This window comes from Nitrospina sp. 32_T5, assembly GCF_052156635.1.
Taxonomy (GTDB): Bacteria; Nitrospinota; Nitrospinia; order Nitrospinales; family Nitrospinaceae; genus Nitrospina.
In genome coordinates, this window is sequence record NZ_JBQKUO010000006.1 from 1 (window position 1) to 14,754 (window position 14,754).

Genomic DNA, 14,754 nt, shown 5'->3' on the forward strand with positions numbered 1-14,754 from the left:
TACGTGGCGGTGAACACCAGAATGCGCGCCATGATTCTTTATAGGATTGCGGGTGAATGGGCTCGATATTCCATAAAAACAGGTTAACGGGCGATTCGCAATCTGACAAATGAATCTTGAAGGAAGGGATCAGGCGGCGGGGTCGGGCGCCGTCTGGTTGTTCAGGCAAAACGTCAGCGCGCCTTGCCAGTCCGGCAGGATGATGCCGAACTGCTGGCGCAGTTTTTCGATGGACAGTACCGAATTGGCCGGGCGCGGTGCGGGTGTGGGGTAGTCGCCGGTCGGGATGGGTCTCAGTCGCGGACGTTCGTCCTCCGGCAGGGCGTCGAAAATGGCCCTGGCGAACCCGTACCAGCTCGTCCAGCCGGTGCAGGTCAGGTTGTAAATACCGGAGGCCTTCTCGATTCCGCTCACGTCTCCCGCTTCGCGGTCGCTCAACACCTGGTCGAGGATGTTCGCCGTGGTCTGTGCGATCAGGCGGCTCCACGTGGGGGAGCCCACCTGGTCGTTCACCACGCGGATTTCATCCTGCTCGCGGGCGAGGCGCTGCATGGTCAGAAGAAAGTTGTGGCCGTTGAGACCGTACACCCAGCTGGTGCGGAAAATGAAATGTGGAACGCCCGCCTGCTGGATGGCGGCGTCGCCCGCGGCCTTGGTGATGCCGTACACGTTTTTGGGATTGGGCTCGTCGGTTTCCCTGTAAAAACCGTGTTTGCTTCCGTCGAACACGTAGTCGGTGGAGAAGTGCACCATCGCTGCGCCCAGTTCCGCTGCGCATTCGGCCATGACCTTGGGCGCGGTGCCGTTGATAGCCATGGCACGGTCACGTTCCTCCTCGGCGCGGTCCACCTGCGTGTAGGCGGCGGCGTTGACGATGAGGTGCGGCCGCCATTCCATCAGGTAATTTTTTACTGGATCGGGTGCGGCGAGATCGAGTTCGGAGGAAGAGGGTGCGCGCACATCGCCGAAAGTGTCCAGGAAGGACCACAACTCGCGTCCGATCTGCCCGGTTTTCCCGGTCAACAGTATTCGGCGTGGGGCATTGTGCGTGGAGTCGGTCATCGTTTTATCATTTTAAAATCTGCACGCCCGGAGGCGTGTTGCGCCCGGTCAGGCTCAGCAGGTACGCGCCGTAGCCGTTGTGACCGTACAGCGCGGCGAGCTTCTCCAGCTGCCCGGCATCGATCCATCCGTTCTGGTAGGCGATCTCTTCCGGGCACGCGATCTTCAGTCCCTGCCGCCGCTCGATGGTTTCGACAAAGGTGTTGGCTTCGAGAAGGGCTTCGTGCGAGCCGGTGTCCAGCCACGCAAAGCCGCGCCCCATGATCTGCACCTGGAGAGCTTCCCTTTTTAGGTAATGCTGGTTGACATCGGTGATCTCCAATTCACCACGCGCTGACGGTTTCAACCCGGCGGCGATGCGCACCACCTCGTTGTCGTAAAAGTAAAGACCGGTCACTGCATAATTCGAACGCGGCTGTTTCGGTTTTTCCTCCAGGCTCACCGCCCGGCCGTTTTTGTCGAACTCCACCACTCCGTAATCCTGCGGGTTGTTCACCCAGTAGCCGAACACCGTTCCACCGGAGGGCTGACGGCTCGCCGCCTGCACCATGCGGTCGAGTCCTTCACCGTAATAAAAGTTGTCGCCGAGGATGAGGCTGCACCCGTCGTTGCCGATAAACTCTTTACCGATGATGAATGCCTGCGCCAGTCCTTTCGGTTCCGGTTGCACCGCGTATTGGAGGTTGAGCCCCCACTGGCTTCCGTCTTTCAGGAGATTCTGGAACTGGGGCTGGTCGTGCGGTGTGGTGATGACGAGGATGTCGCGGATACCCGCCTGCATCAAGGTGGAGAGCGGGTAATAGATCATCGGCTTGTCGTAAAGCGGAAGCAGCTGCTTGCTGACGGCCAGCGTCAGGGGATACAACCGCGATCCGGTTCCGCCTGCCAGGATGATGCCTTTGGTGATCATCGTTGAAACCTCAGGGTTTGGAGAGTCCGAGCCGTTCGCCGCGATACGCACCGCTGGTCACGCGTTCGACCCATTCGGGGTGGTCCAGGTACCACTGCACGGTTTTGCGCAGGCCGGAATCGAAACTCTCGTCCGGCTTCCAGCCGAGTTCGTTTTGGACCTTCGTGGGATCGATGGCATAGCGCCGGTCATGCCCCGGCCGGTCCTCGACGAAGGTGATGAGTTTTGCATGGGATTTGTGTGGTGAACCGGCAACCATCTCGTCCAGCAGGCGGCAGAGCGTCTGCACCACTTCGAGGTTCGTTTTCTCGCCGTGGCCGCCGATGTTGTACACCTCGCCCGGTTCGCCTTTTTGGAGCACGCATTCCACCGCTTTGCAATGATCTTCCACGTACAGCCAGTCGCGAACCTGCCTGCCGTCGCCGTAAACCGGGATCGGTTCGCCGCGCAGGGCTTTCTGGATGGTGAGCGGTATCAGTTTTTCCGGAAACTGGTACGGGCCGTAGTTGTTCGAACAGTTGGTGGTGAGCGTCGGCAGGTTGTAGGTGTGGTGGTACGCACGCACCAGGTGATCGGCCGCCGCTTTCGACGCCGAATAGGGCGAGTTCGGTGCGTAGGGCGTGGTTTCAGTGAACGCATCCGTCGGGCCGAGCGATCCGTACACCTCGTCGGTAGAGACGTGCAGAAAGCGGAATGCGTTCCGCTCTGACGCCGGTAGTGTATTCCAATAGCCGCGCGCCGCCTCCAGCAGTTCGAAGGTGCCGACGACGTTGGTCTGGATGAAATCTGCGGGCTGGTCGATGGAGCGGTCCACGTGCGATTCGGCGGCGAAGTTCACCACCGCCTGCGGCCGGTGCTCGGCGAACAGCTGGTTGAGGAGCGTGCGGTCACGAATGTCGCCGTGGACGAACACGTGATGAGGGTCGTCCAGAACGGACGACAGGGTGTCCAGGTTGCCGGCGTAGGTCAGCGCATCGAGGTTGACCACCTTCACGTCACCACGGCGCAACAATCCCAGCACGAAGTTGCCGCCGATGAATCCCGCGCCGCCGGTGATGAGGTAAGTTTTCATGAAATTCCCAGTGAGTGCACCCGATATGTTTCTTTTCGGAAAATTTTGGTTTCTACATTAGATTTGTGAAGCCAAACCCCGGAATTCCCGGTCACATTGTACCACGGGGCAAGTTATGATAAACAAAGCTATCGGGTCTATGTCCAGGGGGACGGATACGATCTGGAATCTCCTTATATAAGGAAAGCTTTTTTGAAGATCGCACTGGCGCAAATCAATCCCACCATTGGCGACCTCGAGGGCAACGTGCGCAAGATCCGGCTGGCCTACGAACGCGCCAGGGAAACTGGCGTGGAGATGGTGGTGTTCTCGGAGCTGGCGGTCTGCGGCTACCCGCCCAAGGACCTGCTCAACAAAACCGATTTCCTCATCCAGAACCGGCGTGCGCTGGACGCGCTGGTGCAGACCCTCACCGGTCCCGCCGTGGTGCTGGGTCACGTCGGCGAGAACAACGGCGCCGCGGGCAAACGCCTGACCAACGCCGCCACCGTTTTTCAGAATGGGAAAATTCTTTTGCGTGCCGACAAGCTGTTGCTTCCCGACTACGACGTGTTCGACGAGTCCCGGTACTTCTCTCCAGGGGAATGCGTCCGGCTTCTCGACTGGAACGGTTTGAAAGTTGGCATCACCGTGTGCGAAGACATGTGGAACTATGCGGGCTTCTACGATCATGGGCCCTACCACCGCAACCCGGTGCAGGAACTGGCCGACGCGGGAATGCAGGCGTTGATCAACATCTCCGCTTCGCCTTACCGCACGCGGCGCTGGCAAACGCGGCGGGAACTCGCCCGGCACATCGTGAAGGAAACCGGTGTGCCGCTGGTGCTGGTCAACCAGGCCGGCGGCAACGACGACCTCGTGTTCGACGGATACAGCTTCGCTCTCGACAACAAGGGAAATGTGCTCGCGCAGGCGAAGGGGTTTGAAGAAGACCTGGTGACGGTGGATTGGAAGACGGGAGAAGGAACAGTGCATCCGGCGTGCGAATCGGAAGAGGAGGAGATGTTCCACGCCCTGGTGCTGGGTGTACGTGATTATTTGGGCAAGTGTGGGTATTCGAAAGCGGTGATCGGTTTGTCGGGCGGCATCGATTCCGCCGTGGTCGCCGTGATTGCCGTGCACGCGCTGGGTGCAGACAACGTTCAGGGCGTGAGCATGCCGTCGCATTACACCGACCCGGTGAGTGTGACCGACGCCGAACAACTGGCGGCCAACCTCGGCATCGCCTATTCGGTGGTGCCGATCCGCGAATTGTTCGACACCTATAAGAAAACCCTCGCGCCCTTGTTGGGAGAAGGACCGGAGGACGTCACGGAGGAGAACATTCAGGCGCGTATTCGCGGCAACATCCTGATGGCGGTGTCGAACCGCACGGGGAGCATGGTGCTTTCCACCGGAAACAAAAGCGAGATGGCAGTCGGTTACTGCACGTTGTATGGCGACATGGCTGGGGGACTTGCTGTGATCTCCGACGTACCCAAGATGAAGGTGTATCAACTGGCGCGGTGGATCAACCGTGACCGGGAGGTCATTCCGGCGAACATCCTGGAACGTCCGCCCACAGCGGAGCTGCGTCCCAACCAGACCGACCAGGACAGCCTGCCGCCGTATGAAGTTCTCGATCCCATCCTCGAAGGCTACATCGAAGGCCACCTGTCGCCTCAGGAACTGGCGGAAAAAGGATTCGACGCGGAGCTGGTGCGGGAGATCATCCGCAAGGTGGACAACAACGAGTACAAACGCAAGCAGGCCGCCCCCGGCCTGCGCGTGACGTCCAAGGCCTTCGGCAGTGGACGCCGCCTGCCCATCGCCCAGCGGTACCGTCCGGGCGAATGAGTTTGTTTCCTTTATTTGAAGAAAGCGCGGATGGCGGCGACCACGTGTTTCTGCTGGGTTTCGGTCACCTCGTTGGCCGCGGGGAGCGCCAGCACTTCGTCGGATGCCTGCTCGGAGACGGGGAAGTCGCCCTTCTTGTGGCCGAGATCGGCGAAGCATTCCTGCAGGTGCAGGGGCACGGGGTAATAAATCTCCGTCATGATTTTCTTTTCAGCCAGGGCGGCGCGCAGGGCGTCGCGTTTGCCGTCACGCACGCGGATGGAGTACTGGTTGAACGTGTGTCCGGGTACCACTTCCGGCGGCAGGCCGATGACCGTATCCAGTCCCGCTTCTGTAAACAGCCTGGTGTAACGTTGCGCGTTGGCGCGACGGAATCCCAGCCAGGTGTCGAGGAAAGGGAGTTTGGCGCGGAGCACCGCCGCCTGCAGGGCGTCGATGCGAAAGTTGCCGCCGATCATTTTGTGGTAGTACTTGGGTGCGCCGCCGTGGACGCGCAGGATTTTGCATTTTTCGAACAGAGCCGCATCGCGTACCGTCACCATGCCGCCGTCGCCGAAGCCGCCCAGGTTCTTCGTTGGGAAGAAGCTGTAGCAACCGAAGTCGCCCATCGATCCCGCCTGCTTTCCTTTATAGGTCGCGCCCGTTGCCTGCGCCGCGTCTTCGAAGACCAGCAGGTTGTGTTTTTGCGCGATGGCGTTGATGGCGTCCATGTCCGCGCATTGACCGTACAGGTGCACCGGCATGATGGCCCGGGTGTTCGGGGTGATGGCCGCTTCGATTTTTTTCGGGTCGATGTTGAAGGAGTCCGGCTCGATGTCTACGAACACCGGTTTCGCACCGGTGCGGGAGATCGATCCCGCCGTGGCGAAGAAGGTGAAGGGGGTAGTGATGACCTCGTCGCCTTCGCCGATGTCCGCCGTCATCAGTGCAAGCAGCAGCGCATCGGTTCCTGAAGAAACTCCCACCGCATCGGTCACGCCGCAGTACGCCGCCATGTCCTTTTCCAGTTGTTCGACCTGCGGGCCGAGGATGAAGTATCCCGACCGGATCACCGACATCCACCCCGCCTCCGCGCCTTCCATGATCTGGGGATAGGTAGCGAGGATGTTGAGAAGCGGCACCGCCGGTTCCGGTTGTTCCGCCTGCTCAAGAACGCCGTCCAGTTGTTCCGGGGTGATCACGGTGATGTCCGACTTGGGGAACGCCGCCGGCTGTGTGGTGATGATGCCCTGCAATTTGTGGCGCGCGGCCAGTTCGAGCGCCAGAGCGTGGGAATAGGCAGGGGCATTGGATTTCAGGCCGGACTTCAATTCTTCGCCGGTCACGGGCATCAGGGTGACGGCGGAGAGGAAATCGCCCAGCGCTTTTCGCGATTCATCCGCCTTGCCGGTGGCCGACAGCCGTTCCAGGATGAGCGGTACGGAAGAAGCCATCACCCAGGCCTGCATGTCGCGCCGGTTGCAGCGCTCCAGCACCTGGGTTTCCTGATTTTGCACCGCGTGAAGGACGTAATCGTCGAACAGAAGAAATTGCATGGCGAGAAGTGACTGGTAAAGGGTTTGTGGATGTGCCGGGGACGTGGCACAATGGTTATTCAAGCCGAAGATTGTACCACGCACTGTCGTGAAAACGGGAAGGAATCCCGGAGGCCTTTGTTATGATCGACGAAATCAATTACTTTCCCAAGCGTGACCGCTTTCAGAAAAAGAAAAAGCCGGAAGACGATTGGAACGAATTGAAAAAAAAACGGGCCCGGCAGGACGCGCGTAAAAAGTCTGAAAAAAATCCACCCCCCGCCACCCCGGACTCCCCGCCCGAGAAATAATCCATTCTGAAACAATGAGTTTTGTTCCGTTCAGCGGCTGTTTTTTTACCCTGTCTTGGTTGTCGCTGTCATGGGGATGGTATATACTTCCCTGAACTCAAAAACCGAATATCCATTCACCAGCTTTGGAGCCTCCCATGTGGTTCAACAGGAAAGACCGTTCATTCTCCTTTTTGCGATGTCTGATGTTTGCCGGAGCTGCGCTGTGGCTTCTGGGTTTTCCTATCCCGTCTCAGGCTTCCGCCGGTAGCACGGAGGCGTTGATCCGGGAGGCCGATGCGGCCTTTGACAAAAAAGAATACCCGGTGGCGGAAAAGCTCTATGAGCAGGCGCTGGAGTTGGACCCGGACAACCCGCGGGTCATGCACTCGCTGGCCCAGGTCAAGACCATTTTCAAAAAGTACGACGAGGCGCTCAAACTGGTGAACCAGGTGCTGGACATGCCCATCTCCGGCGGCCGCACGGTGATTGTGTACCGCAAGGGATCGTCGGAAGGCGAGGAAGCGGAACTGGTGGATGAAATCGTGCTCCCACCCCAACGCACCAACAGCAACATGCGCAATTACGTGGATATCAAGGGCAACGACCCGATTCCGCATTACCGGCTGTTCTTCAAGGAAAAGAACCGCATGGAACTGGTGCCGCAGTCGGTGGTGACCCTCAAGTACAAAGGGGTCCTGCGTGCGGTGTACCAGCAGGTGGCACTGCTCAAGACCCAGATCCAGAAAGCCATGATTGCCAAGGCAGGTTCTTCCGGTGAAGGGGAAATGGTGACTATCAAAGGAGGGTGTTTCCAGATGGGAAGCAAGCAGGGAACGCCCGCCGAGCAGCCGGTTCACGAAGTGTGCGTGGATTCCTTCCAGATGGACAAGTATGAGGTGACGCAGGCCCGGTTTCAGGCGGTGATGGATCGCAATCCTTCGGACCACATCGGCGCCAACCTGCCGGTGGAGAGCATCACCTGGAATGAAGCCAGCCAGTTTTGCCAGAAGCAGGGCAAGCGTCTGCCCACCGAGGCGGAATGGGAATACGCCGCGCGCGGAGAAACGCAGACGCATTTTTACTGGGGCGACACGGTGAAAGGCAACGAAGCGAATTTCTGTGACAAGGCCTGCGAGCTCAACATCCGTGTCGCGGCCATCGACGACGGCTACCGGACCACCGCGCCGGTCGGCCAGTTCAAACCGAATTCCTACGGCCTGCACGACATGGCAGGAAACGTGGCGGAATGGACCGCCGACTGGATGGATGAGAACTACTACCGGTCCAGCCCCAAGGACAATCCCAAAGGGCCGCGCCCGCTGGACAACAAGGTGGTGCGGGGCGGCGCATGGAACACCACCGCCGGGTTCCTGCGCAGTTCCAACCGCGCGGCGTTCCTTCCGGACTTCCGCAACCCGGGGGTCGGGTTCCGCTGTGTGAAGCCGATGAAATGAGGCTGGGGCTAAGGCGGGCTCAGTCCCGCCACCAAAGGCTGTAGAATCCGCTGGGAATGTGGTAACCCTGCTCTTCGTTATGCAGGTACATCTCGCCCGCGTCGAACTGTCCCCGGTTCGGCTCCACAAGATAATTCAGCATCATGTTCTTGAGCGTGAGCGCCGAGAAGCCGGGCGAGTGTGTCGTGAACAGGATGAAGCGCGGTTCGCGGCTCAGCACGTTGCGGCACCGTTGCAAAAGTTGCGGCAGATCCTTCTCGATTTTCCAGACTTCCCCCTTGGCGCCGCGTCCAAACGTGGGCGGGTCCAGTATGATCCCTTCGTAAAACCGTTCGCGGTTGTGTTCCCGCTTTAAAAACTTCAATACATCGTCCACATACCAGCGCACCGTGCGGTCGCCCAGGCCGGACAACTCCAGGTTTTTGCGCGCCCAGTTGACCGAGGCCTTGGACGAATCCACATGCGCCACGCTCGCGCCTCCCGCGGCGGCTGCCAGCGTACTGGCGCCGGTGTAGCCGAAAATGTTGAGCACGTTTTTGGGATTGTCCTCTGGCAGGGCTTTCAGAAAATCGCGAATCCACAACCAGTGCGCCGCCTGTTCCGGGAACAAGCCCATATGGCCGAAGCCGGTGGGCTTGATTTCGAAAATCAAATCCTGGCAGGTCAGCCGCCACGCGTCTTTCGGCAGGCCGGGACGGTTGTGCCATTCACCGCCGTAGTCCTTTCCCTTGGAATAGGTGTACTCGGAGACGGCTTCATCCCATTCCTCTTTCGGCAGGGTGGCAGGCCAGATGGCCTGTGGTGCGGGACGGATGAAGCGGTGCAGGCCGAACTGTTCCAGCTTGCGCCCGTTGCCGGAATCGAGGAGACGGTAATCGAACCCGTCTATGGGATAGCGTTCCGTGTAGGAAAGAAGAGTGGATGAAGACAGGCGGTTCATGCGTGGAATGATATCACATCAAACGAAAGGGAAGGGACTGCCGTCAATCAGGACGCCTGCCGAACGACAGAGGGGATTTTTTTTCCGGGTTCGGGCCAGCTTTTCAGGATGAGGTCCACCACTTTCAAAAGCTGTTTCTTGCTCGCGCCGCTTTTTGCCTGTACGGCCAGCCCGGAGTTGATGGTCATGAGGTAACACGCCAGCGCTTTCGGATCGCAGTCGGGCGGAAGGTCGCCTTCCTGTTTCGCCTGCTCGAAGCGTTTAGCGATCCATCCCTCCGCCGTGCCGCGCATCCTGGCCATCATCTTGCAGATTTTTTCCGATTCCGGGCTGGTCACCAGAGCTCCCTGGATCATGAGGCAACCGTTCGGCGACCCGCGGCGGGTGATCAGCTCCACTTCTCCCGTCAGAATACTTTCCACCACTTCGCGGACGGTTTCTTTCTTTAGCGCGTCGTGGTAAATGTGGCCGTTGACCTCCGCGTAACGCTCGATCGCCTGAAGAAATAAATCTTCCTTGTTGCCGAAGGCGGCGTACAGGCTGGGCGCTTTCACCCCGATGGCCTCCGCCAGAAGAGCGATGGAGGTGCCTTCGTAGCCGTGCCGCCAGAACAGGTGCAGGGCGGTGTCCAGCGCTTGGGTCTTGTCAAAATTTCTGGGGCGTCCCCGTGTCATGGTATTTCTTGAATATCTGTTAAAAAAATGGATTGACTTCGAAAACAGGGTAGCATATATTTTTAATGATTGCTAAAATATTTGCCGGGTACCTGGCTTGCGCTCAACTTTATACCGACGCGTCGGCCATACAGGGTGCAGGTGCGAGGTCAAGTGAGGTGCGGTGTCGCCGATAAGATTTCAGAGCTTCCGATACCCGGTTTTCCCGCGTTTCTTTACCGGTCCATCCCGATTGCCCAATACAATCCCGCAGCCCTGAGCGCCAACAGGAACACTGCGAGGTGAGGCTGCAGCGATTTTTTTGTATTTGGTGTTCCAGTAGCCGATAATAAAATCAATCACTTATTATGCAGGAATTGAATTGAACGACAACAGCCAAAACCCGAGCCGCTGGATTCCTCTTCTGTTTCTGGGTGTTGTGTTGGGGGCTGTTCTGTTTGTCGCCGCCTGCCCGCAGCCGCAATCGGAAGAGGTGCGTCCGCAACGGCGGGAGTTGCAACTGCCGGTGCAGGTGGGCCATGTGATCATCAAGGATGTGGTTGATGAAATCCGGACCGTTGGGAACATCGCCGCCGAACAGCGAGTGCTCATCACCGCCGAGGTGGAAGGCCGTGTCCGCCGTCTGCCTGTTGAAGAAGGGCATACCATCCGCGCTGGCAGCCTGATCGCGTTGATCGATTCCCGCCAGTACCAGTTGGAAGTCCAGCGACTGGAGGCGGAGCAGCGAACGGCGCAGAAGGAATACGAAAAGACCCTCACCGGGGCGCGGCCGGAGGATAAGGAAAAGCTGGAAGCGCAGTTGAAAGCCGATGAAAGTGCGCTTGAGCTCGCCATTAAAGAAGAAAGGCGTTTCCGCAAGCTGGTGGAAGACGGCGTGGTGCCGGAGTCGTCTCTGGACGAGGCGGTGGACCGCGTGCAGCGCGCGCGGGAACAGCTTCGTTCCAGCCGGGCGGCGTTGAAGGCGGGAACGCGCTCCCGCGATGAGGACATCCTGCAGGCGAAATCGAATCTCGACAGCGTCACCCAGCAGTTGCGGCTGGCCAAACTGGATTTGTCGAAAACGAAAATCCTCGCGCCGTTCGACGGGGTGGTGATCGGCAAACGCATCGAGGTGGGTGCCTTCGCTTCGCCGGGTACGGCGGTGATTGAGATGATCGGGTCATCCAAGCTGAAAGCGGTGCTGGAGTTGCCACAGAGCTACCGCAACAAACTGCGGAACATTTCCTCCGCCGAGTTTCATGTGGTGGACCTCGGTCTCCGGTTTGAACTCAATCACAATCTGAGCAATACGGTACGCGTGATCCCGGACGCCAACATTTTTTCGGGCAACATCCAGGTTCAGATCGACCTGCCTGATGCCAACCCGGCGCTGTTCCCCGGCCTCACGCTGGAGGCGAAGATCCGTTTCGATACGCGAAAGAATGTGAAGCACGTTCCCTCCATTTCGCTGGTCATCGGCGAGCAGGGAACGGTGGTGTACATCGTGGATGAAGGAAAAGCGAAACTGGTGCCGGTGCGCGCCTTCAAGGAACACGAAGGATTGGTGGAAATCGATGACTTCACACACCAGCTGACGCCGCAGGCGGATCTGATCATGCGCGGTTCCGGTGCGGTGTTCCCGGGTGCGAAGGTGTTCCTCACCAACCCGGAACCGAAGGCGGAACCCCCGTTCAATTCTGCGGAAACCAACAAGGCGCCGAAGCCTTCCCAGGACTCGGAAACCTGATGAAGCTGGTCGACCATTCCATACGCAACTACCACACGGTGACCGTCGCCGTGGCCCTGGTGGCGGTGATCGGCGCCATTTGTTACAACATCCTGCCGCGCCAGCTGACCCCCACCGTGGACAAGCCGCTCATTGAGGTAACGACCGAGTACCGCGGCCTGTCGCCGAACGAAGTGGAACGCAACATCACCCGCCGCATCGAAGACGAGCTGGAAAACGTCGAGGGCCTCAAGAAGATGACCTCCACCAGCAAGCACGGCGAGAGCACCATCACGCTCGAGTTCGACTGGGGCGTGGACAAGAACACCGCGACCATCGACGTCAACAACAAGCTGCAACAGGTTAAGGACCTGCCGGTGCTCGCCGAAAAGCCGGTGATGAAGTCGGTCTCGACGGACAATTCCAATCCCATCATGTGGATCATTGTCGAGAAACCGAATCCCGCCATGCCGGATATCAGCCAGAACTACATGTACAAGGTGGGCGAGGACATCATCGTTCCTTTCCTGCAACGGGTGGACGGGGTGTCCGAAGTGTGGCACTTCGGTGGGGAGGAGCGGGAGATGCGCGTCGAGTTCGATCCCTACGCCGTGGCGCGCCTGCACCTGACATACGACGACATTATCAAACGCCTCTCCGACGAAAACCAGAACACCCGCGCCGGATTCCACGATGAAACGCACCGCGAATACACGGTGCGCACGCTGGGCGAGTTTACAAGTCCGGACGACATCATGAAAACCGTCATCAAGCGCGATGGCGATAAAACGATCAAGGTGAGCGACTTCGCCACCGTGGTGGACGGGTTCAAACGCACCACTTCGCTGGTGCGCATCAACGGACGGCTGTCCAATGCGTTCGGCATCATCCGCCAGCCCGGGGCCAACGTGGTGCAGACCTGCAACCTGTCGGCGCAGGCGGTGGACGAATTGAACCGGGAACTGCTCAACCGCGGTATTCCCATGCGCCTCAAGGTGGTGTACCAGGACGTGACGTACATCAATGAAGCGATGTACCTGGTGAAATCCAACCTCGCACTGGGGGCGACGCTGGCGGTGGTGGTCCTGCTGTTGTTTCTGGGATCGCTCCGCTCGGTGCTGATCGTCGCCATCAGCATACCCACCAGTCTGGTGGCCGTGTTCATCATCCTCAAACTGCTGGATCGCAGTATCAACATCATTTCTCTCGCGGGGATGGCGTTCGCCGTGGGCATGGTGGTGGACAACTCCATCGTCGTGCTCGAAAACATCTACCGTCACCTCACCATGAAAAAGGGCGTGCTGAAAGCGGCGTACGACGGCACGGTGGAGGTGTGGGGGGCGGTGCTGTCATCGACGCTCACCACCCTCGCGGTATTCCTGCCGATCGTGTTCATCGAGGAAGAGGCGGGGCAGTTGTTCCGCGACATCGCCATCACCATCAGTGCCAGCATTGCGTTGTCGCTTCTGGTATCGATCAGCGTCATCCCGACGTTGACGACGCTCCTCATCCGTCTCAAACCCGGCGAGGAATACAAGCCGGGATTCTTCCACCGCAAGGTGTTGTGGCCGGTGGTGCAGTTCGGCAAGGGAGTGCACTGGTCGTACGGACGCATCATGCACCGCCTGCTGGCATACGGTCCGGGAAAAACGGTGCTTAAAATCGGGGTCGTGGCCGGAGTCGTGGTGCTTCTCATCTGGAGCGTGACCATTCTGCCTCAACGCGACTACATGCCGTACGGCAACAACAACATGGTATTCATGTTCATCGAACCGGTGGCCGGCACGCGCGTGGATGAAAACATGAAGTACATCGCCGACTATGAAAAGGAAATCGTGCAGATGGATGACGTGGAAAACAATTTCCTCGTGTTCTCCACCGGATTCAACGGCGGCGGCGCCATCATCAAGGAAGAACTCGCGCGCGGCCAGCGCGGCGAGGTGAAGATGGCGGTGAAATCCGACGAAATGGGAAAACGCATCTTCGCCATTCCGGGTTATCGGTTCGCCTTCGCCGTCCAGCGGCCCATCTTCCAGTCGGCGTCGAAGCAGTTTGACCTGGAGATCACCGGGCCGGACATGTTCAAACTGAAGGACGTGGCCCTGCAGATGATCGGCAAAATCTCCGGCATGACCGGCGTGCACTCGGTGCGGCCGGAGTTCAAGTTTGGCAACCCGGAGCTGCGCTTCATCCCGCGCCGCGCCAACGATGCGCGGCTGGACATGGGCGTGCCGGAGATTGGCGACATCATCGAATCACTGAACGCGGGCACGTACCTGGGCGAGTTCAACGACCAGGGCGAGCCCATCGACTTCGTTCTCGTGCAGCGCAATCAGGGCACGCTGGGGCTGAACGATTACAAGGCCCTGCCGGTGTGGACGGACAACGGCCTGATGACCAACCTCGGGCACCTGGCGGACATCGACATCGCCGCCGGTCCGGCGCGCATCGACCACATCGAGAAGGAACGCGCCATCACCCTGCTGGTGCAGGTGAAAAAATCCTCGCCCATGCAGCAGGTCATCGACAACATCGAAAACGAGGTTCTGAAGCCGACGCGGCAGACCCTGTCTTCGGATTACGGGCTGCGCGTCGGCGGTTCGGCGGACGATCTTGCGGCGACGGAGTCCTCCCTGCTCAACAGTTTTTATTACGCGGTGGGTTTCATCTACCTGCTGCTGGTGGCGCTGTTCAAATCGTTCATCCGGCCGTTCATCGTTCTGCTCACCGTGGTGCTGGCGGTGTCGGGGTCGTTCTTCGGCATCGTCATGAACAACGAATACCAGAAGACCAACATCCGCGAATACCTGAAAGAGTTCAATGTGGAAAACCCGGCGGCCATGCTGGAAGACTGGAACTGGATCACGTTTGACATCCTGACGCAGTTGGGCGTCATCATCCTCGCGGGCATCGTGGTGAACAACGCAATCCTCATCGTGCACCAGATGCTGAACAACGTGCGCGCCGGCATGGACGAACGCGAAGCGCTGGCGACCTCGTGCCAGACGCGCCTGCGTCCCATCATGATGACGGTCATTTCCTCCGTGTCGGGCATGATGCCACTCGCGTTCGGCGAAGGTGCGGGGACGGAACTCTACCGCGGCATGGGCACGGCGCTCATCGGCGGGCTGGTGTTCTCGACGTTCTTCACGCTGTTCCTCGTGCCCGTGCTGATTTCACTGATGGCCGACCTCGGCATTCACACGCGAAAAGAGGACCTCGTCAAAGATTCGCTGGAAGACTCCACTCCCCCCACCGCCCAGCAACCGGCGCAATAGTTTCCGCTGCGGTCAA

Annotated in this window: 11 protein-coding genes; 5 read left to right on the forward strand and 6 right to left on the reverse strand. The window is 59.1% G+C overall.

The genetic code is table 11. The features are described 5' to 3' along the window. Nucleotides 1-129 precede the first annotated feature (129 nt). From rfbD to rfbB, 3 genes are read right to left on the reverse strand one after another with little or no spacing between them, the layout of a single operon-like run. Complete coding sequence (gene rfbD, locus ACTRW9_RS13780; RefSeq protein WP_442429782.1) at nucleotides 130-1,062, reverse strand: dTDP-4-dehydrorhamnose reductase; 933 nt, start codon at nucleotides 1,060-1,062, stop codon at nucleotides 130-132. A gap of 7 nt (nucleotides 1,063-1,069) precedes the next feature. Continuing rightward, nucleotides 1,070-1,972, reverse strand: coding sequence for a glucose-1-phosphate thymidylyltransferase RfbA (rfbA, locus tag ACTRW9_RS13785; protein WP_442427350.1), 903 nt, complete (start codon nucleotides 1,970-1,972; stop codon nucleotides 1,070-1,072). A 10-nt stretch (nucleotides 1,973-1,982) separates the two neighbouring features. Next, complete coding sequence (gene rfbB / locus ACTRW9_RS13790; RefSeq protein WP_442429783.1) at nucleotides 1,983-3,044, reverse strand: dTDP-glucose 4,6-dehydratase; 1,062 nt, start codon at nucleotides 3,042-3,044, stop codon at nucleotides 1,983-1,985. A 192-nt stretch (nucleotides 3,045-3,236) separates the two neighbouring features. Between rfbB and ACTRW9_RS13795 the strand changes: the two genes are divergently transcribed. After that, nucleotides 3,237-4,880: an NAD+ synthase gene (locus ACTRW9_RS13795; protein WP_442429784.1), complete on the forward strand. Its 1,644-nt coding sequence runs from the start codon at nucleotides 3,237-3,239 to the stop codon at nucleotides 4,878-4,880. 11 nt (nucleotides 4,881-4,891) lie between these two features. Here the strand turns inward: ACTRW9_RS13795 and ACTRW9_RS13800 are convergent, their stop codons facing one another. Further along, complete coding sequence (locus ACTRW9_RS13800) at nucleotides 4,892-6,415, reverse strand: DegT/DnrJ/EryC1/StrS family aminotransferase (RefSeq protein ID WP_442429785.1); 1,524 nt, start codon at nucleotides 6,413-6,415, stop codon at nucleotides 4,892-4,894. A 122-nt stretch (nucleotides 6,416-6,537) separates the two neighbouring features. On the opposite strand from ACTRW9_RS13800, the gene ACTRW9_RS13805 reads away from it, so the two are divergent. Both ACTRW9_RS13805 and ACTRW9_RS13810 read left to right on the forward strand, forming a co-directional pair. Then, nucleotides 6,538-6,705, forward strand: a complete 168-nt coding sequence (locus tag ACTRW9_RS13805) for a hypothetical protein (RefSeq protein ID WP_237100504.1) — start codon at nucleotides 6,538-6,540, stop codon at nucleotides 6,703-6,705. A 185-nt stretch (nucleotides 6,706-6,890) separates the two neighbouring features. Then, nucleotides 6,891-8,141 (forward strand): SUMF1/EgtB/PvdO family nonheme iron enzyme, encoded by a 1,251-nt coding sequence (locus ACTRW9_RS13810; RefSeq protein ID WP_442429786.1) that lies wholly within the window; start codon nucleotides 6,891-6,893, stop codon nucleotides 8,139-8,141. A 19-nt stretch (nucleotides 8,142-8,160) separates the two neighbouring features. On the opposite strand, the gene ACTRW9_RS13815 is transcribed toward ACTRW9_RS13810, so the two are convergent. Both ACTRW9_RS13815 and ACTRW9_RS13820 read right to left on the reverse strand, forming a co-directional pair. Further along, nucleotides 8,161-9,081, reverse strand: a complete 921-nt coding sequence (locus tag ACTRW9_RS13815) for a class I SAM-dependent methyltransferase (protein WP_442427345.1) — start codon at nucleotides 9,079-9,081, stop codon at nucleotides 8,161-8,163. Nucleotides 9,082-9,128: 47 nt separating this feature from the next. Then, nucleotides 9,129-9,755, reverse strand: a complete 627-nt coding sequence (locus tag ACTRW9_RS13820) for a TetR/AcrR family transcriptional regulator (protein ID WP_442429787.1) — start codon at nucleotides 9,753-9,755, stop codon at nucleotides 9,129-9,131. A 361-nt stretch (nucleotides 9,756-10,116) separates the two neighbouring features. Here ACTRW9_RS13820 and ACTRW9_RS13825 point away from each other — a divergent pair, with 361 nt between their 5' ends. Together ACTRW9_RS13825 and ACTRW9_RS13830 are read left to right on the forward strand one after the other, a co-directional pair. After that, nucleotides 10,117-11,481, forward strand: a complete 1,365-nt coding sequence (locus tag ACTRW9_RS13825) for an efflux RND transporter periplasmic adaptor subunit (RefSeq protein ID WP_442429788.1) — start codon at nucleotides 10,117-10,119, stop codon at nucleotides 11,479-11,481. Beyond that, nucleotides 11,481-14,738 (forward strand): efflux RND transporter permease subunit, encoded by a 3,258-nt coding sequence (locus ACTRW9_RS13830; protein ID WP_442429789.1) that lies wholly within the window; start codon nucleotides 11,481-11,483, stop codon nucleotides 14,736-14,738. Before ACTRW9_RS13825 ends, ACTRW9_RS13830 begins: the two co-directional genes overlap by 1 nt. Nucleotides 14,739-14,754 lie beyond the last annotated feature (16 nt).

Coding starts and splice junctions, on each gene's coding strand:
- rfbD (WP_442429782.1), bottom strand. CDS start 1,062: ATGACCGACTCCACGCACAATGCCCCACGCCGAATACTGTTGACCGGG.
- rfbA (WP_442427350.1), bottom strand. CDS start 1,972: ATGATCACCAAAGGCATCATCCTGGCAGGCGGAACCGGATCGCGGTTG.
- rfbB (WP_442429783.1), bottom strand. CDS start 3,044: ATGAAAACTTACCTCATCACCGGCGGCGCGGGATTCATCGGCGGCAAC.
- ACTRW9_RS13800 (WP_442429785.1), bottom strand. CDS start 6,415: ATGCAATTTCTTCTGTTCGACGATTACGTCCTTCACGCGGTGCAAAAT.
- ACTRW9_RS13805 (WP_237100504.1), top strand. CDS start 6,538: ATGATCGACGAAATCAATTACTTTCCCAAGCGTGACCGCTTTCAGAAA.
- ACTRW9_RS13810 (WP_442429786.1), top strand. CDS start 6,891: ATGTTTGCCGGAGCTGCGCTGTGGCTTCTGGGTTTTCCTATCCCGTCT.
- ACTRW9_RS13815 (WP_442427345.1), bottom strand. CDS start 9,081: ATGAACCGCCTGTCTTCATCCACTCTTCTTTCCTACACGGAACGCTAT.
- ACTRW9_RS13820 (WP_442429787.1), bottom strand. CDS start 9,755: ATGACACGGGGACGCCCCAGAAATTTTGACAAGACCCAAGCGCTGGAC.
- ACTRW9_RS13830 (WP_442429789.1), top strand. CDS start 11,481: ATGAAGCTGGTCGACCATTCCATACGCAACTACCACACGGTGACCGTC.